This is a genomic window from Falsiroseomonas tokyonensis, from assembly GCF_019024325.1.
Lineage (GTDB): Bacteria > Pseudomonadota > Alphaproteobacteria > Acetobacterales > Acetobacteraceae > Falsiroseomonas > Falsiroseomonas tokyonensis.
Genome location: NZ_JAFNJS010000002.1, coordinates 397,216 through 414,076, shown reverse-complemented (window position 1 = coordinate 414,076; position 16,861 = coordinate 397,216). Strand labels below are relative to the sequence as shown.

Here is a 16,861-nt window from a genome sequence, read left to right as displayed (position 1 = left end):
GCATGGCCGATCCGCAGGTCCTGATCGCGGGCGCCGGCCCGGCCGGGCTGAGCGCCGCGCTGATGCTGGCCCGCGCCGGCGTGTCCGTGCGCGTGCTGGAACGTCATACGGAGCCCTTCGAGGACCCCCGCGCGGCCACCATCCACCCGCCGACCATGGAGATGTTTGACGAGTCCGGTGTCACCGCGGACCTGCTGGCGCAGGGCATCCGCGCGCCGGTCTGGCAGTTCCGGGGGCGGGAGGAAGGCGTGGTCGCGGAATTCGACCTCGGCATCCTGGCCGATGTCACACCCTTCCCCTTCCGGCTGCAATGCGAGCAGCACAAGCTGTGCCGCATCCTGCTCGACCACTTGGCGCGGCACAGCCATGCCGCGGTGCAATGGGGCGTCACTGTCACCGGCGTGGCGCAGGATGCGGATGGCGTCACGGTGACGACCGAGGACGGCACCACGCACCGCGCCGCCTATGTGCTCGGCGCCGATGGTGGCCGCAGCGTGGTGCGCAAGAGCCAGGGCATCGGCTTCGAGGGTTTCACCTATCCCGAGCGCTTCCTGGTGGTGACCACGCCGCGCGACATGGCGGCGAAGGGCTATGCCATCTCCACCTATGTCTCGGACCCCGTCACCTGGTGTGCGCTTTTCAAGGTGCCGGGCAAGGCCCCGCCCGGCCTCTGGCGCATCGTCTTCCCGACCGACCCGGCGGCGCCCGAGGCCGAACTGCTGGACCGCGCCGCGGCCGCCCAACGCTTGGCCGCGCTGATCCCGGACGCGGCGGGCTATGAGGTGGTGCACACCAATCTCTATGCCGTGCACCAGCGCGTCGCGGCCCGGTTCCGGCTCGGCCGCGTGCTGCTGGCCGGCGACGCCGCCCATGTGAACAATCCGCTCGGCGGCATGGGCATGAATTTTGGCGTGCATGACGCGATCCTGGCCGCCGAACGCATCTCCGCCGTGCTGGCCGGCGGTCCGGACGACCTGCTGGACCGCTACGACCGCCAGCGCCGCCATGTGGCGGAGGCCTTCCTGCAGGCCATGACCATCGCCAACAAGAAGACGCTGGAGGAGAAGGACCCCGCCGCCCGCAGCGCGCGGCTGGCCGAGCTGCAGGGCATCGCCGCCGATCCGGCCAAGGCGCGGGCGCATCTGCTGAAGACCAGCATGATCGAGGGCGTCCGCGCCGCCGCCGCCATCGCCTGACCTGGCCCTGAAACAAACCGGGCGCCTGAAACAACACGCAATCCTGAGCAGCGCGCGGCATTGGACGCGGCGGCGGCTTCCCGCATAGGTTGGGCGCCAACAATCCGGGAGCCCGCCATGCGCCGTCGCCCTGCCATGTTCATCCTGACCGGCGTCTTCACCGGCGCCCTGGCCCTTGCCGGGGCGGGCGCGCTGGCCCAGGCGGAGGCGGAGCGTCAGCTGGATGCCGCGCTGGAACGCCTGCGCGCCGCCTTCGGCCCCGAGGCCCGGCTGGCCGTCGGCAGCCGGGAGGTGGACCCGGTCACCGGCCGAGCGCGCCTCGGTGACCTGACCATCACCGCCCCGCGGGAGCGCATCGCGGTGACGGAGCTGGTGGTGCAGGACGTCACCGCCACCCGCCTCGGCCGGGCGGAGGCGCGGAGCGTGCTGCTGGTGACCAATATCGGGGCCAGCGAGGACCGGTTCGAGGCCGCCCGCCTGGTGCTCGGCGGCATGTCCCTGCCGGCGGAGGGCGCGCGCCTCGACCCCGCCACCTTCGAGCTCGGCACCCTGGAGCTGGAGGCGCTGCGCGGCACCAGCAGCGAGGGCAGCCTGACGCTCGCCCGCGCCACCGCCCAGGGCTATGGGCCGGGCGTGCTGGGCGCCGCCACGGTGGAAGGGCTGGATTTCCAGGGCGGCGGCAAGGCGGCCAACGCCTTCAGCCTGGGCCGCGCCGCGGTGCAATCCATGGTCCTGCCACCGCTCGATGGCAGCATGCCGGATGTCCGCCAGTTCTCGGTCCAGTCGATGACGCTGGAAGGCGCCCGGCTGCGCGACCCGGACAAGCAGGTTGACGTCACCATCGGCCGCTTTGCGCTGCGCGACTGGGTGCCCGGGCGGCTGACCGATGCGGCGCTGGAAGGCGTGCAGGTGGCGGCCCCCTTCGGCGCCATGGGCCCGGGCAATCTGCGCATGGGCCGTGTCGCCCTGCAGGGCATCGACATGGCCACCAGCGTCGCCGCGGTGATGGAGGAGAAGCAGGTGCCGGACCCGGTGCCGGGCACGCCGCAGCGCATCGTGGTGGAAGGCCTGTCGGCAGAGGCCGGCGGCCAGCCGGTCTTCGCACTGGGCCGCACCGCGCTGGAGGCCAGCATGGATCCCGGCGGCCTGGCCATGACCAGCATGGATCTGCAGGGCCTGCGCATCGTGCCGCCGGCCGGCAGCGCCGGCTGGCTGGAGGGGCTCGGCTATCGCGAGATCACCGGCGGATCCGCCTTGCGCGCCACCGGGCGGCGCGAGGGCGGGATGATGGAGGTCGATCCCTTCACCCTGACCTGGGACCAGGCGGCGACGCTGGGGCTGAGCGCAAATCTCACCGGCGTGCCCCTGCCGCAGCCGGGCGAACCGACGGAGTCGGAGGCCTATATGGCGCAGTTCATGCAGGCGCGGCTGCATGGCCTGACCCTGACGCTGCGCGACCACGGCCTGGTCGGCCGGCTGATCGCCCAGCAGGCGCGCAACCAGCGGGTGCCGGAGGACCGGCTGCGGGAACAGCTGGCGCAGATGGCGCTGGCCATGCCGGTGCCGGGCGAGGCCCCGCCCGCCCGCCCCGGCACCGCGCCCGCCCCGGCCCGCAAGGGCGCTCCGGCCGCCGCTGCCCCGGCACCGCAGGCCGACCCCTTCCTGCCGGTGCGCCAGGCGCTGGCCAGCTTCATCCGCCAGCCGCGGGAGCTGGAATTCACGCTCCGCCCGCCGCAGCCGATCAGCCTGCAGGAGATGTCGGAGATCTCCGGCGCCGGGCCGGCGGAGACGGCGCGGCGGCTGGGCCTCGGCGCCGTCGCGCGCTGAGCGCGCGCTCCAGCGTCCGCGCGCTAAGCGGACCTACTGCAGGCGGATCCCGGCGCTCCGCACCACATCGCCCCAGCGCGCCACATCGGCGCGCAGTCGGGCGGCGAAGGGCGCCGGCCCCTCGCCCAGCGGGTCGGCGCCAATCTGCGCCATGCGCGCCTGCACCGCCGGGCGCTGCAGGGCGGCGGCGACGATGCCGTGGATGCGCGCCACAAGCGCCGGCGGCAGGCCCTTCGGCCCCATCAGCCCGTTCCAGGTGATGGTCTCGAAATCCGGCACCACCTCGGCGATCGCCGGCACCTCGGGCAGTGCCGCGGCGCGGGTCGTGCTGGAGACGCCGTAGAGCTTCACCGCCGGGTTCTGCGCATGCGGCACCGCCTCCGACAGATTGGCGAACATCACCGGGGCGTTCCCGGCGATGAGATCGGCCAGCGCCGGCGCGCCGCCACGGTAAGGCACGTGTTCCGCCTGGATGCCGAGGCGCTGCAGCAAAAGCGCCATGGACAAATGCTGAAAACTGCCGACGCCGCCGGAGGCATAGGGGAAGTTGCCCGACCGCGCCCGCATCCAGGCGATCAGCCCCGGCAGGTCCGAGGCTTCGACGCTGCGATGCGCCATCAGCACGAAGGGATTGGTGCCGAGGTTCACGATCGGCGTCACATCCGCCACCGGATCGAAGCGCGGCGGCTGGGACATGGCGGCCGGCGCCACGGCGAGGACCGCGACCGCCACCATCATCAGCGTGTGGCCATCGGCAGGCGCGCGCACCATCGCCTCCGCCGCGATCAGCCCGCCGGCACCGGTGCGGTTCTCCACGACGAAGCTGCCGCCGGGGATCTCGGCCTGCAGCATCTCCGCCGTCAGCCGCGCCAGGCCATCCGTATTTCCGCCCGGCGCGAAGGGCACCAGGATGCGCACCGGCCGCTCCGGCCAGGGGGTTTGCGCGTGCAGAAGGGCGGGGGTGGCGAGCAGCGGCAGGCTGGCAAGCAGGTGGCGGCGTCGCATGGCGGCGGCATCCCAGATTGTCTTCCCGCAGTGTCAGGTCAGCCGCGCGCCGCGTCAGCCCCCTTTTCGCGTCCGTCGGAGCAGCCATGCGTCATCGCTGCTGGCGGCTTGGTCAATCATCCGGCCATGCTGCCGCGATCGGAGGCGGGATCATGGTGGAACTGCGCATCCCCGCGCGGCGGGACCTTCCGTCCTACGTCGCGGCGCTGCGGGCCGGCTGGAAGCCCTCGACGGTGCGCGCCGAGGCGCTGGCGGCGGAGCATCTGGCGGCGATCGAGGCAGATGCGGACGCCTTCCTCGCCAGCCTGCACGACCCCGAGGGCGCGGGCGACCCGGTGCGGCAGCCGGATGGCACGCTGAAGCCACGCCTGCCCGGCGTGACCTTCTGGATCTGGCAGGACGGCTTCTGCGGGGTGATCGGGCTACGCTGGCAGCCCGGCTCGGCGGCGCTGCCGCCCTATGTGCTGGGCCATGTCGGCTACAACATCGTCCCGTCCCGCCAGGGGCAGGGCCTCGCGCGCCAGGCCCTCGCCCGGCTGCTGCCGGAGGCCGCGGCGCGCGGCCTGCCCTGGGTGGAGCTGACGACGGACCCCGGCAACCTCGCCTCCCAGCGCGTCATCCTGGCCTGCGGCGGCCGGCTGGTCGAACGCTTCCGCAAGTCGCCCGAGCATGGCGGCGACGAAGGCCTCCGCTTCCGCATCGACCTGCCGCCTGATACTCCGCAGGCATGACGCAGGAGCCGGTCGGGATGCAGGTCAGCGAGCAGCGGCACTGGGACCGCCTGATGCAGATGGCGCGGCTCGGCGCCATCCCGGGCGATGGCGTGAACCGCGCGGCGCTGACCGACCTGGACCACCAGGCGCGCCGCCTGCTGCTGTCCTGGGCGCTGCCGCTGGGCCTTGCGCCCTCCGTCGATGCGCTGGGCAACCTGTTCCTGCGGCATGAGGGCACCGACCCTTCCCTGCCCGCGATCCTCACCGGCAGCCACATGGACAGCCAGCCCAAGGGCGGCCGCTTCGACGGCATCTGGGGCGTGCTGGCGGCGCTGGAGGCGGTGCAGGCGATCCGCGAGGCGGGCCTGACCACGAAGCGGTCCATCGAGATCGTCGCCTGGACCAATGAGGAAGGCGGCCGCTTCGCCCCCGGCTGCATGGGCAGCATGGCCTTTTCAGGATTTCGCCCGCCCGAGACCTGGGACGAGGTGCAGGACAGGGACGGAATGCGCTTCGGCGAGGAGCTGGCCCGGCTGCTGGCGGCGGAGGCCGATATCCCCCGCCGCCCGCTCGGCTTCACTCCCTTCGCCTATGTCGAGCCGCATATCGAACAGGGCCCGCTGCTGGAGGCGGAGGGGCTGGATATCGGCGTGGTCACCGGCATCCAGGGCAGCCGCTGGTTCGTGGTGGAGATCGCCGGCAAGACCGACCATGCCGGCACCGCGCCGCTGTCCCTGCGCCAGGACGCGGTGCAGGACATGGTCCGCGCCATCGCCGCGCTGAACGCGCTGACCGCGGATCCGGAGGATGTGCTGCGCTTCACCGTGGGGCGGGTGGAGGTTTTTCCCAATTCCTCCAATACGGTCGCCGACCTGGCGCGCTTCAGCATCGACCTGCGCCACCCGGATGCGGCGGTGCTGACCGCGCGGGGCGATGCGGTGGCCGCCACCGTTGAGGCCGCGATGACGAAGTGCCGCGCGACGGTGACGGAGACCTTCCACGCCTTGCCCGCCCGCTTCGACCCGATGGTGCAGGACGCGATCGAGGCGGCGTCGCGGGAGCTCGGCCTGAAGCCGAAGCGCATGCCCTCCGGCGCCTTCCATGATGCGCAGTTCCTGGTGCCGCTCTGCCCCACCGGCATGATCTTCATCCCCAGCCGCGGCGGCATCAGCCACCACCCGGCGGAGTATTCATCGCCCGCCCAGGTGGCGCAGGGGGCGGCCGTGCTGGCGCGGGTGCTGCGGCGGCTCGCCGACAGCTGAAACCCCGCGCAGCTGTCAAAAAATTCAGCTTGATGGACACGGCGCCGCCGGGCCGCCTGTGCTACGGTTCCGGCTTGCCCGGCGCCCGCACCGCCCTGCGGCCGGCGGATCCGGGCTTTCACCGCGCCACCATTGGGGGCTGCCGGCGCGCCGAACCTCGGCCGCCGGATGCTGCGAGGCCGAGAATGCCGGAAGGCTTGAGCGAGGGTGCGGCCAGGGTGCCGGCTGAGGGCAAGGCGGGAATCGACTGGACCCAGACCTCGCTGGGCGCGCAGCGGGACTGGCCGCCGGCACTGGCCACGATCTACCGGCTGATGATGCATTCGCGCCAGCCCATGTTCCTGGCCTGGGGCGAGGAGCTGATCTTCCTCTATAACGCCGCCTATGCGCCCATGCTGGGCAACCGCCATCCGGAGGCGCTGGGCCGCCCCTTCCGCCTGATCTGGTCCGAGGTCTGGGACGAATTGCTGCCCATGGTGCAGCGCGCTTTGGCGGGCGAATCGACCTGGGGAGAAAACCTGCACCTGGTGCTGACCCGGCACGGCTATCCGGAGGACAGCTGGTACACCTTCTCCTACAGCCCGGCACATGATGATCAGGGCCGCATCGCCGGCCTGTTCTGCACCTGCATCGAGACCACCCGCCAGGTGCTGGCCGAACGCGCCCTGCGGGAGAATGAGGGCCGCTTTCGCGCCCTGCTGGATGCGGCGCCGGCGATGATGTGGGTGACGGACCGGCACGGCAGCTGCACCCATCTGAATCGCAGCTGGTACGCCTTCACCGGCCAGACCCCGGCCACGGGTCTCGGCGCGGGGTGGCTCGAGGCGGTGCATCCCGAGGATCGCCAGGCAACCGAACTGCTCTTTGATGAAGCGGTCCGCAACCGCGCCCCGCTGCGTGTGGAATACCGGCTGCGCCAGGCCGATGGCCGCTGGCGCTTCGCGATCGACGCGGCCGAACCCCGCCTGGATGCCGCCGGCGCCTATCTCGGCCATGTCGGCTCCGTGCTCGACATCACCGAGCGGCGGGAGGCGGAGGAACGCCAGACCCTGCTGGCGCGGGAGGTGGACCACCGCGCCAAGAACCTGCTGGCGGTGGTGCAGGCCGCGGTGCGACTGACCCGGGCGCCGGATGTGGAGACCTTCTCCCGCACCCTGCAGGGCCGCGTCTCGGCGCTGGCCCGGGCGCATAACCTGCTGGCCAAGGAAAGCTGGGCGGCGGTCGACCTGCTCGCCATGCTCACCGGCGAATTGCTGCCCTTCCTCGGGGAGGCGCCCGGCCATCAGGGCCGCGCCACGCTGGAAGGGCCTTCCGTGGCGCTGCCCGCGGCCACCGCCCAGCCGCTGGCCATGCTGGTGCACGAACTGGCGACCAATGCCGTGAAGCATGGCGCGCTTTCGGTCGAGACCGGCCGGCTGCGGGTGCGCTGGACCTTGGATGCGGGCCGGCTGCGCTTCGCCTGGACCGAGACCGGCGGGCCGCCGGTGGCCGGCACCCCGCAGCAGCCCGGCTTCGGCACAAGGGTGCTGGATGGCACGGTGCGGCGGCAGCTGGGCGGGCGGATCCTGATGGATTGGCGCCCCGCGGGCCTGGCCTGCACGCTGGAATTGCCGCTGACGAGCCAGGCCGGGGACGCGGCGGAGGAGACGGGGCTGACCTGGAACGCGCCCGGCTGACCTGAAGGTAAGGGCTCACCCGCGGCGGGCGGGCCTTGCCTCCCGGCCAGCCAGGGCGCAGAAGGCGCCCGCTTTCACACGGCCAGGCGCATGAACGACCGCATCTCCCTCCCCAAGGACCGGATCAAGATCCTGCTGCTGGAAGGCATCGCCGATAGCGCGGTGGACCTGTTCGGCCAGGCGGACTACGTCACCATCCACCGCGAGAAGAAGGCCCTGGAAGGCCAGGCGCTGATCGATGCGGTGAAGGGCGTGCATATCCTCGGCATCCGGTCCCGCACCGAGGTGACGGAGGAGGTGCTGGCCGCCGCCGACCGGCTGATCGCCATCGGCTGCTTCTGCATCGGCACCAACCAGGTGGATCTGCGCGCCGCCGCAAGGCGGGGCATCGCCGTGTTCAACGCGCCCTTCAGCAATACCCGCAGCGTGGCGGAGCTGACGCTGGCGGAAGCGGTGATGCTGATGCGCGGCATCGTCGACAAGTCCAATGCCGCCCATGCCGGCGGCTGGGACAAGTCGGCGGCCAATAGCTGGGAGATGCGCGGCAAGACGCTGGGCATCATCGGCTACGGCAATATCGGCAGCCAGCTTTCGGTCCTCGCCGAGGCCTTCGGCATGCGGGTGCTCTACCACGACCACACCGGCAAGCTGCCGCATGGCAATGCCTCCCCCGCCGCCAGCCTGCACGACCTGCTGGCGCAGTCGGATGTGGTGACCATCCATGTGCCGGAGACGCCGGCGACCATCGGCATGATGGGCGCGCGCGAATTCGCCGCCATGAAGCCCTCCGCCGTCTTCATCAACAATGCCCGCGGCACGGTGGTGGACGTGCCGGCGCTGGCCGCGGCCCTGCGCGAAAAGCGCATCCTGGGCGCGGCGCTGGACGTGTTCCCGGAGGAGCCGAAGCGGAACGGGGAGGCCTTCGTCTCCCCCCTGCAGGGCCTGCCGAACGTGATCCTGACCCCGCATATCGGCGGCAGCACGGCGGAGGCGCAGGACCGCATCGGGGTGGAGGTGGCGCGCAAGCTGGTGGAATATTCGGACAGCGGCGCCACCATGGGCAGCGTGAACCTGCCCAATGTCCAGCTTCCGGCCCGCCCCACGGGCGCCCGCTGGACCCATCTGCACCGCGACGCGCCCGGCATCCTGTCCCAGATGAACGCCTGCTTCGGCCGGCGGGGGCTGAACATCGCGGCGCAGTACTACCAGACGGATTCCGAGCTGGGCTATGTGGTGGTGGAAAGCGTCGAGGCCCGCGCCGAGGCCGAGGCGATCCTGGCCGAGCTGCGCGGCCTGCCGGGGACGGTGCGCGCAAGGTTGATCTACGAGCGGCGCTGAGCGCGGGGTTGCCAGGGATCGGCTTGTAGGGTCTAAGCCGCGCCCCTCCCCGGCCCAAGGCAGCCTCCCCCATGCAACCCGTCATCGGCATCGATTTCGGCACCACCAACAGTGTGGTCACCGCCCAGGCGGCCGATGGCAGCGTGCGGGTGCTGCGGCATGCGACGGAGGATGTCTTCCGCTCCGTGCTCTGCTTCTGGAATGGCGCCGATGGCCGCACGACGCACGCCGCCGGCCCCGCCGCCATCGAGGCTTATCTGGACGACCCGCTCGAAGCCCGGCTGATCATGTCGATGAAGAGCTACCTGGCGCAGCGCAGCTTCCAGGAGACGCGCATCCTCGGCCAGTCCTGGGCGCTGGAGCCGCTGGTGGCGGTCTTCCTGCGCGCCTTGCTGGCGCCCTTCCGGGACGACCTGGCGGGCGCCCGCGTGGTGGTCGGCCGCCCGGTGCGCTTCGTGGGCGAATCGGCCGATGACGCGCTGGGCGAGCAGCGCCTGCGCCGCGCCTTCGCGCTGGCCGGCATGGAGCAGGTGCAGGTGGCGCTGGAACCCGCCGCAGCCGGCCAGCGCTTCGCCCAGGCGCTGGACCGCCCCGCCACCGTGCTGGTGGCCGATTTCGGCGGCGGCACCAGCGATTTTTCCCTGCTTCGCTTCGACCCCGGGCCGCCGCGGCGGGTGACGGCGCTCGGCCATGCGGGCGTCGGCGTGGCCGGCGATGCCTTCGACTTCCGGATCATCGACCGCGTGGTGTCCCCGCTGCTGGGCAAAGGCGGCACCTATCGCGTCACCGGCACGGAATTGCCGATCCCCCCCGCCTGGTATGGAAGCTTCGCCCGCTGGCACCTGCTGTCCCTGATGCGCGCGCCCAGGATCATGCGGGATATCGAGGCGGTGGCCCGCACCGCCGAACACCCGGAACAGCTGCACCGCCTGGTGCGGCTGGTGAAGGACGAGGCCGGCTATGCGCTCTACCGCGCCGTCTCCACCGCCAAGGCCGACCTCTCCCGCGCGGAAGCCGCCACGCTGCGCTTCCGCCACGCGGATTTCGAGGTGGCGGCGGAGATCACCCGCGCCGATTTCGAGGGCTGGATCGCGCCGGAACTCGCCCAGATGCGCGCCGCCGTCGATGCCGCGCTGGCCGATGCGGCGCTGCCGGCCGAGGCGGTGGACCGCGTCTTCCTCACCGGCGGATCCTCCCTCGTCCCCGCCGTGCGCCGGATTTTCACGGATCGCTTCGGCGAGGACCGGGTGGTGGCGGGCGGCGAGTTCGTCTCGGTGGCGGAGGGGCTGGCGCTGATGGCGGCCTGAGTCAGTAGAGGTTGGCCGCCAGCCGGGCCGGCGCCTCGGCGTCGTAGGTCTCGGCGTCGAAGGCGCCGGCGGTCGCGGATTTCAGGAACTGGCCCGCCGTCGGCACGCCGGCCGGGCGCGGCGTGCTGCCCCAGAGGCCGGAGCGCAGCAGGGCGCGGGCGCATTGGAAATAGACCTCCTCCACCGCGATGCGCAGCACGGTGGTCGGCGCCCTGCCCTGCTCCGCCAGTTGGGAACAGAGTGCCGGGTCGGCCGTGATGGTGCCGCGGCCTGCCACCCGCAGCGTCTCCCCCACGCCGGGGATCAGGAAGAGCAGCGCGACCTGCGGATCGGCCACGATGTCGCGCAACGCATCCAGCCGATTGTTGCCGCGACGGTCCGGCAAGGCGATCTCGGTGCCGGACAGCACATGGACAAAACCCGGCGCATCGCCGCGCGGCGTGCCATGCACGGCGCCATCGGCGCCGCGCGTGGACAGGATGCAGAAGGGGCTGCGGGCGATGAAGTCGCGGCTCGGCACGTCGATGTCGCGTCGCACCTTCAGCTGCGAATTCGCATTCACCTCGCCATACAGCGCCTCCAGCGCCGCCAGGCTGGTCACGGCATGCGGGTCGTTCATCGCCTGTCCCTCATCTGCGCAGCGTCGGCGCCGGCTGGCCCTCGATCACCACATTGACCACCGCGGGCCTGCCGCTGGCGAAGGCGCGGGCCAGCGCCGGGGCCAGGTCCCGCGCTTCCGTCACCTGCTCGCCATGGCCGCCGAGTGCGGTGGCGATCATGTCGTAGCGCGTGCCGGGCGCCAATTCGCAGCCATGCGCGCGATTGGCGCCATAGTCGCGCACCTGGATCTGGTGCTCGGCATTCCAGCGGCTGTCATTGCCGACCACGGCGACGAAGGGCAGGCCGTGACGGGCGGCCGTGTCCAGCTCCGCCATGTGGAAGCCGAAGCTGCCATCGCCCATCAGCGCGAGGGTCGGCCGCGGCAGCGCCGCGCGGGCGCCGATGGCGAAGGGAATGCCGACGCCGATCGCGCCCGCCACGCCATTCACGAGGCGCCGGCCGCCGCGCATGGTGGCCAAGCCCCATTGCCCGATCTCCCCGCCATCGCAGACGAAGGTGGCATCCTGGGCCGCCACTGCCTCGGCCACCGCCAAGCCGAGCGTTCCGGAGCGGATCGGCCCCGCCGGCGCGCCGGCCAGCGCCGCCCAGTCCGCCGGGCGCCAGGCCACCGCCTGCCGCACGCGATCCGCCCAGCCGCCCTGGGCCGCGACCGGCTGCATCACGCTGGACAGCGCCGCGATGCTGCTGGCGGCATCCGCCATGGCCGCCAGGACCAGCCGATCCCCCACCAGCCGCTGCGCGCGGGCCACCAGCGCGCCCTCCGGCTCCAGCAGGATCCAGCCGCATGTGGCGGCGGTGGCCGGGCTGCGGCCGAATTTCAGGGTGAAGTCGAGCGGCTTGCCCAGCAGCACCACCAGGTCCGCCTCCGCCAGCACCTCCGGGAAGGCACCCAGGGAGGGATCGGCCAGGCCGCGCGGCGATTGCATCGGCACCACCGGCAGGCCGCTCGCCGCCTCCAGCGCCGCCATCGCCGCGAAGCCCGTGGGGGTGCAGAGCGCCGGGGGCGCGATCAGCAGCGGGCGCGCGGCGGCGGCCACCGCCTGGGCCACCAGCAGCGCGCTGGGGGCGCCGAGCGGCATGGGGCGGCCGGCGAAGGCCGCGGCCTCCGGCACCGGCGCCGTCTCCACCTCCGCCTCCAGCACATCGGTCGGCAGGCTGAGATGCACCGGACCGGGCCGCCCGGACAGGGCGATGCCGAAGGCGCGCGCCACATCCTGCGCGAGTCCCGCCGCCGTCTGCGCCGCCCAGGATGCCTTGCTGATGGGCGCGGCGAGCTCCGCCTGCGGCAGTTCCTGGAAGGCGCCATTGCCGAGATCGGCCAGCGGCGCATGGCCGGACAGCAGCAGCACCGGCACCTCACCCGCCAGCGCCGAGCACAGCGCGGCGGTGGCATTGGCATGCCCCTGCCCGCCGGTGACCATCGCCACGCCCACCTGGCCGGTCAGCCGCGCATAGGCATCCGCCATATGCACCGCCGCGGCCTCCTGCCGCGTATGCACCAGCTCGATCCCGGAGCCGACGAGGGCGTCGAAGACCTCCATGATATGGTTGCCGGACAGGGTGAAGATCCGCGTCACCCCGGCGGCCTTGAGGCCCCTCACCAGAACATCCGCACCGCGCAGCGCCATCGTTTCCATCTTCCCCATCGGCTTTCGATTGGCGCGACAGGACCACGCGCCCGGCAGGCGCACAAGGCATGCGGGCCGGGGCCCGGCGGCCGGCTTTTGCAACCCTTGGGGGGTGGCGCGCCGGGCGGGAGTGCGGTTGGTTCGGGGGCGTGACGTGGCAGCGCCTGGAACCGCAATGTCCTTCGAGATCCTCATCCTGCTCGCCGGCTGCTTCATCGCCGCCTTCGCCTCCGGCCTCGCGGGCTTTGCCTTCAACCTGATTGCCGCCGGCATACTGTTCCACTGGCTGCCGCCGCAGCAGACTGCGCCGGTGCTGGTGCTGGGCTCGCTGCTGATCCAGCTCGGCACGCTGGGCGCCATCTGGCCCTCGCTGCGCTGGCAGGTGCTGCGGCCCTATATCCTGGGCGGCGTCCTCGGCACGCCGCTCGGCGTTCTGGTGCTGGCGCGGGTCGATGCGGCGGCCATCGTCATGGGGGTGGGCCTGCTGCTGGTGGCCTATGCCGGCTGGGCGCTGCTCGGCATCGCGCGGCGGCGCCCCGTTTCCGCCGTGCGGGCTGGCGCCGGGGCGGATGCGGCGGTCGGCTTCGCCAGCGGCATTCTGGGGGGCGTAGGCGGTTTTTCCGGCGCCTTGCCGGCGATGTGGGGGGACCTGAAGGGGCTGCGCAAGGACGAGGCGCGGGCCATCTTCCAGCCGTTCATCGTGGCCATGCAGATCGCCGCCGCCATCGCCCTGCTGGCCGGTGGCTTCTTCGGGCGGGAGAGTGCGCGCATGCTGCTGGTGGCGCTGCCGGCGCTCGCGTTGGGCGCCTGGCTCGGCGTGCTCGCCTATCGGCGGATCCCGGCGGAGGGGTTCCGCCTGGTATTGCTTGGCCTGTTGCTGGTCTCCGGCCTGTCGCTGCTTGTGAGGGGGCTGACATGAAGTTCATCGTCGCGCTGGGCTGCTTGGTGCTGCTGGCCCTGCCGGCCGCGGCGCAGCAGGCCCCCCCACCCGCCCAGCCCCCGGCTGGCGAGGATTGCGGCTGCGGCGTGCCGTCCTCCCCGCGCGGGCCGCGCTGATCCGCCCTGCCCCACGCACTCCGACCATGGTATCGGCGCCTCGCCAGCGCGCCTGATCGGGACCGACCGCCATGCCCTCCGCAAACGCCCTCACCATCCAACAGGTCTCCCGGCTGATCGGCCTGCCCGAGGGGCCGGTGCTGATCGACCTGCGGCTGCCGGAGGATATCGCGGCGGATCCGCGGCTGCTGCCCGCCTCGCAGCAGCGGGACCATCGCGATGTCGCCGCCTGGGCGCCGGAATTCCGCGGCCGGGACGTGATCCTGGTCTGCCAGAAGGGCCTGAAGCTGAGCGAGGGCGCGGCCGCCTGGCTGCGGCATGAGGGGGCGATGGCGCAGGTGCTGGAGGGTGGCTTCGCCGCCTGGCGCGCCGCCCGCATGCCGCTGCTGGAGCCCGCCGCCATCCCGCCGCGGGACGCCGCGGGCCGCACCGTCTGGGTCACCCGCGCGCGGCCCAAGGTGGACCGCATCGCCTGCCCCTGGCTGATCCGCCGCTTCGTCGACCCCGGCGCCGTCTTCCTCTTCGTCGCGGCGTCCCAGGTGGAGCTGGTGGCGGACCGCTTCGGCGCCACGCCCTTCGACATCGAGGGCGTGTTCTGGACCCATCGCGGCGATGGCTGCACCTTCGACACGATGCTGGAGGAATTCGGCCTGCGCACCCCGACGCTGGAGCGCCTGGCGATGATCGTGCGCGGCGCGGAGACGGCGCGCTACGACCTGGCCCCGCAATCCGCCGGCCTGCTCGCCGCCTCGCTCGGCCTGTCCCGCCTGCATCGTGACGACCTGGTGCAGCTGGAGGCCGGGCTCGCGCTGTATGACGCCTTCCACCTGTGGTGCCGCGACGCCACGGAGGAAGTCCACATCTGGCCGAACCAGGACTACGCGTGATTGTGGCAAAGTCGGCGCGCGAAGACTTGACCCAAAGCGCATCACGCTCCTAGGCTCCCATATGGGGCCGTCGCGATCGCCCCATCAGGCATCCGCCCAAGCATCGCGTCCACCCGCCCGATACGGGAGTTGGACGCTCATGTTGCATGCCCCCTCGATATCTCCTGAAGACCTGTTCCAGTTGCTTGGCCAATCCGACGCGCCGCATCTCATCGATGTCCGCGTGGCCGAGCATGTGGCCGAGGACCCGCGCAGCCTGCCGGCTGCAAGGCCGCTCGACTATCGCCGGGTCGACGACTGGGCGCCGTCGTTCCAAGGCCAGCGCGTCGTGGTGATCTGCCAGCATGGGCTGAAGCTATCCGAGGGCGCCGCCGCCTGGCTGCGTCATGCCGGCGCCGAGGCGCGTTCACTGGCCGGCGGCTTTGTCGCCTGGCGCGATGCCGGACTGCCGTTGTTCCGCCATGCGTTGCTGCCGCCGCGGGATGCGCAGGGCCGCACGCTGTGGGTGACGCGCAGCAGGCCGAAGGTGGACCGCATCGCCTGCCCCTGGTTGATCCGCCGCTTCATCGACCGCCAGGCGGTGTTCCTGTTCACCGCCCCGTCCGAGGTCTCGGCCGTGGCCGACCGCTTCGGCGCCACGCCCTTCGACATCGACGGCGTGTTCTGGAGCCATCGCGGCGAGACCTGCAGCTTCGACACCATGCTGGCCGAATTCGGGCTGGAGAGTCCGGCGCTGCAGCGCCTGGCCCTGCTGGTGCGCGGCGCGGATACGGCGCGGCCGGAACTGGCCCCCGAATGTGCCGGGCTGCTGGCCGCCTCGCTCGGACTTTCGCGCCTGCATGGCGACGACCTGGCGCAGCTAGAGGCGGGCCTGGCGCTGTACGATTCCTTCTACCTGTGGTGCCGCGATGCCACGGAGGAAGTCCATAACTGGCCTGCCCAAAACTGGCCTACCCGGAGCGCCGTCTGATGGACATCCAGCCCGGCCACCTGTTCCCCAGCTTCCGCGAGGCGCTACGCGTCTGGCTGCGCATCGGCCTGCTGTCCTTCAGCGGCCCCGCCGCGCAGATCGCGGTGATGCACCGGGAGGTGGTGGAGCAGCGCCGCTGGATCTCGGACGCCCGTTTCCTGCATGCGCTGAACTTCTGCATGCTGCTGCCGGGGCCGGAGGCGCAGCAGCTTGCCACCTATCTCGGCTGGCTGATGCATGGCGTGCGCGGCGGGCTGGCGGCGGGGCTGCTGTTCATCCTGCCGGGCGCGGCGGTGATGCTGGCGCTGTCCATGCTTTACGTCACGCTCGGCACCGTGCCGCTGGTGGCGGCGCTGTTCTTCGGCCTGAAATGCGCCGTGCTGGTGGTGGTGGTGGAGGCGCTGCTGCGCGTGGCCCGGCGCGCCCTACGCGGCGCCTTGCCCTGGGCGGTGGCGGCGGCCGCCTTCCTCGGCCTTTTCGCGCTGGACCTGCCCTTCCCGGTCGTGGTGCTGGCCGCGGCGGCGATCGGCTATGCGCTGCCGCAGGCCTTTTCCAGCGCCGGCCATGGCAAGGCGGCGGAGGGGCCGCCGGCGCTGCTCGATGCCGCCATTGCCGCCGATCCGGACCGCATCCCGCGCCTGGCGCGCAAGGCCCGCACTGCGGGGCTGATCGCGCTGGCGCTCTGGGCCTGGCCCGTCGCGCTGCTGCTGGGCAGCGTGCCCTGGGGCGATATCGCCTGGTTCTTCTCCAAGCTCGCCGTGGTCACCTTCGGCGGCGCCTATGCCGTGCTGGCCTATGTGGCGCAGGAGGCGGTGGAGCATTACGGCTGGCTTTCGGCGGCCGATATGCTGGCGGGGCTGGGCCTGGCGGAGACCACGCCGGGGCCGCTGATCCTGGTGCTGCAATTCGTCGGCTTCCTGGCGGGCTTCGGCGCCCAGGGGAGCTTCCAGGGCCTCTGGGGCGGCGTGCTGGGCGCGCTGCTGGCGCTCTGGGTCACCTTCGCGCCCTGCTTCGCCTGGATCTTTTTGGGCGCCCCCTTCGTGGAGCGGCTGCATGCCCAGCCGCGGCTCAAGGCCGCACTGGCGGGCGTCACGGCCGCGGTCGTCGGCGTGATCGCGAACCTGGCGCTGTGGTTCGGGCTGCGGGTGCTTTTCGCAGAGATCGAGCCGGTGGCTTTCGGCCCGCTGCGGCTGGACCTGCCGGATTTCGCCACGCTGAACTGGGATGCGCTGCTGCTGAGCCTGCTGGCGGCTGTCAGCCTGTTCGGCCTGAAGCTCGGCCTGCTGCGCACGCTGGGCGTGACCGCGGCGGCGGGCTTCCTGATGCGGGCGCTGCTGGGCTGACAGGCTTTCGTTGCCAGGCCATGCGCAACATG

15 protein-coding genes are annotated in these 16,861 nt (G+C 72.1%); 12 read left to right on the top strand and 3 right to left on the bottom strand.

Features of this window, described 5'->3' with window-relative positions; genetic code table 11:
• Positions 1-2: 2 nt before the first annotated feature.
• Positions 3-1,196: an FAD-dependent oxidoreductase gene (locus tag J3S20_RS08140; protein WP_216835949.1), complete on the top strand. Its 1,194-nt coding sequence runs from the start codon at positions 3-5 to the stop codon at positions 1,194-1,196.
• A gap of 117 nt (positions 1,197-1,313) precedes the next feature.
• Positions 1,314-3,023 (top strand): hypothetical protein, encoded by a 1,710-nt coding sequence (locus tag J3S20_RS08135; protein WP_216835948.1) that lies wholly within the window; start codon positions 1,314-1,316, stop codon positions 3,021-3,023.
• A gap of 33 nt (positions 3,024-3,056) precedes the next feature.
• On the opposite strand, the gene J3S20_RS08130 is transcribed toward J3S20_RS08135, so the two are convergent.
• Positions 3,057-4,028, bottom strand: coding sequence for a Bug family tripartite tricarboxylate transporter substrate binding protein (locus J3S20_RS08130; RefSeq protein WP_216835947.1), 972 nt, complete (start codon positions 4,026-4,028; stop codon positions 3,057-3,059).
• A 152-nt stretch (positions 4,029-4,180) separates the two neighbouring features.
• On the opposite strand from J3S20_RS08130, the gene J3S20_RS08125 reads away from it, so the two are divergent.
• From J3S20_RS08125 to J3S20_RS08105, 5 genes are all read left to right on the top strand, one after another.
• Positions 4,181-4,759: a GNAT family N-acetyltransferase gene (locus J3S20_RS08125; protein ID WP_216835946.1), complete on the top strand. Its 579-nt coding sequence runs from the start codon at positions 4,181-4,183 to the stop codon at positions 4,757-4,759.
• Positions 4,756-6,003: a M20 family metallo-hydrolase gene (locus J3S20_RS08120; RefSeq protein WP_216835945.1), complete on the top strand. Its 1,248-nt coding sequence runs from the start codon at positions 4,756-4,758 to the stop codon at positions 6,001-6,003. Before J3S20_RS08125 ends, J3S20_RS08120 begins: the two co-directional genes overlap by 4 nt.
• Before the next feature lie 185 nt (positions 6,004-6,188).
• Positions 6,189-7,679 carry a sensor histidine kinase gene (locus J3S20_RS08115; protein WP_216835944.1) on the top strand — a complete coding sequence of 497 codons (1,491 nt, stop codon included), beginning with the start codon at positions 6,189-6,191 and terminating at the stop codon, positions 7,677-7,679.
• A 90-nt stretch (positions 7,680-7,769) separates the two neighbouring features.
• A complete protein-coding gene (gene serA, locus J3S20_RS08110) occupies positions 7,770-9,017 on the top strand; it encodes a phosphoglycerate dehydrogenase (protein ID WP_216835943.1) in 1,248 nt (415 codons plus the stop codon).
• Between the two features lie 71 nt (positions 9,018-9,088).
• Entirely contained in the window at positions 9,089-10,324 is a 1,236-nt protein-coding gene (locus J3S20_RS08105) for an Hsp70 family protein (RefSeq protein ID WP_216835942.1), read from the top strand.
• Between the two features lies 1 nt (position 10,325).
• Here J3S20_RS08105 and J3S20_RS08100 read toward each other — a convergent pair whose 3' ends face one another.
• The gene (locus J3S20_RS08100) at positions 10,326-10,943 is read right to left on the bottom strand and encodes a pyridoxamine 5'-phosphate oxidase family protein (RefSeq protein WP_216835941.1); all 618 of its coding nucleotides are present in this window, start codon (positions 10,941-10,943) and stop codon (positions 10,326-10,328) included.
• Between the two features lie 10 nt (positions 10,944-10,953).
• Positions 10,954-12,573, bottom strand: coding sequence for a thiamine pyrophosphate-binding protein (locus J3S20_RS30785; protein WP_281419460.1), 1,620 nt, complete (start codon positions 12,571-12,573; stop codon positions 10,954-10,956).
• Positions 12,574-12,748: 175 nt separating this feature from the next.
• Between J3S20_RS30785 and J3S20_RS08090 the strand changes: the two genes are divergently transcribed.
• From J3S20_RS08090 to chrA, 5 genes are all read left to right on the top strand, one after another.
• Positions 12,749-13,492 (top strand): sulfite exporter TauE/SafE family protein, encoded by a 744-nt coding sequence (locus tag J3S20_RS08090; protein ID WP_216835939.1) that lies wholly within the window; start codon positions 12,749-12,751, stop codon positions 13,490-13,492.
• Positions 13,489-13,629 (top strand): hypothetical protein, encoded by a 141-nt coding sequence (locus J3S20_RS08085; RefSeq protein WP_216835938.1) that lies wholly within the window; start codon positions 13,489-13,491, stop codon positions 13,627-13,629. Before J3S20_RS08090 ends, J3S20_RS08085 begins: the two co-directional genes overlap by 4 nt.
• A 71-nt stretch (positions 13,630-13,700) precedes the next feature.
• Entirely contained in the window at positions 13,701-14,516 is an 816-nt protein-coding gene (locus tag J3S20_RS30150; protein WP_246602489.1) for a chromate resistance protein ChrB domain-containing protein, read from the top strand.
• Between the two features lie 139 nt (positions 14,517-14,655).
• Positions 14,656-15,486 carry a chromate resistance protein ChrB domain-containing protein gene (locus tag J3S20_RS08075; RefSeq protein ID WP_216835937.1) on the top strand — a complete coding sequence of 277 codons (831 nt, stop codon included), beginning with the start codon at positions 14,656-14,658 and terminating at the stop codon, positions 15,484-15,486.
• A complete protein-coding gene (gene chrA, locus J3S20_RS08070) occupies positions 15,486-16,829 on the top strand; it encodes a chromate efflux transporter (RefSeq protein WP_216835936.1) in 1,344 nt (447 codons plus the stop codon). The genes J3S20_RS08075 and chrA overlap by 1 nt, the downstream gene beginning before the upstream one ends.
• Positions 16,830-16,861: the final 32 nt, after the last annotated feature.

Bases quoted from the DNA above. Each gene is read 5' to 3' on its own strand.
- J3S20_RS08125 (WP_216835946.1), top strand. From the start codon at position 4,181: ATGGTGGAACTGCGCATCCCCGCGCGGCGGGACCTTCCGTCCTACGTC.
- J3S20_RS08100 (WP_216835941.1), bottom strand. From the start codon at position 10,943: ATGAACGACCCGCATGCCGTGACCAGCCTGGCGGCGCTGGAGGCGCTG.
- J3S20_RS08140 (WP_216835949.1), top strand. From the start codon at position 3: ATGGCCGATCCGCAGGTCCTGATCGCGGGCGCCGGCCCGGCCGGGCTG.
- J3S20_RS08115 (WP_216835944.1), top strand. From the start codon at position 6,189: ATGCCGGAAGGCTTGAGCGAGGGTGCGGCCAGGGTGCCGGCTGAGGGC.
- J3S20_RS08075 (WP_216835937.1), top strand. From the start codon at position 14,656: ATGTTGCATGCCCCCTCGATATCTCCTGAAGACCTGTTCCAGTTGCTT.
- J3S20_RS08130 (WP_216835947.1), bottom strand. From the start codon at position 4,028: ATGCGACGCCGCCACCTGCTTGCCAGCCTGCCGCTGCTCGCCACCCCC.
- chrA (WP_216835936.1), top strand. From the start codon at position 15,486: ATGGACATCCAGCCCGGCCACCTGTTCCCCAGCTTCCGCGAGGCGCTA.
- serA (WP_216835943.1), top strand. From the start codon at position 7,770: ATGAACGACCGCATCTCCCTCCCCAAGGACCGGATCAAGATCCTGCTG.
- J3S20_RS08135 (WP_216835948.1), top strand. From the start codon at position 1,314: ATGCGCCGTCGCCCTGCCATGTTCATCCTGACCGGCGTCTTCACCGGC.
- J3S20_RS08105 (WP_216835942.1), top strand. From the start codon at position 9,089: ATGCAACCCGTCATCGGCATCGATTTCGGCACCACCAACAGTGTGGTC.
- J3S20_RS30150 (WP_246602489.1), top strand. From the start codon at position 13,701: ATGCCCTCCGCAAACGCCCTCACCATCCAACAGGTCTCCCGGCTGATC.
- J3S20_RS30785 (WP_281419460.1), bottom strand. From the start codon at position 12,573: ATGGCGCTGCGCGGTGCGGATGTTCTGGTGAGGGGCCTCAAGGCCGCC.
- J3S20_RS08085 (WP_216835938.1), top strand. From the start codon at position 13,489: ATGAAGTTCATCGTCGCGCTGGGCTGCTTGGTGCTGCTGGCCCTGCCG.
- J3S20_RS08120 (WP_216835945.1), top strand. From the start codon at position 4,756: ATGACGCAGGAGCCGGTCGGGATGCAGGTCAGCGAGCAGCGGCACTGG.
- J3S20_RS08090 (WP_216835939.1), top strand. From the start codon at position 12,749: ATGTCCTTCGAGATCCTCATCCTGCTCGCCGGCTGCTTCATCGCCGCC.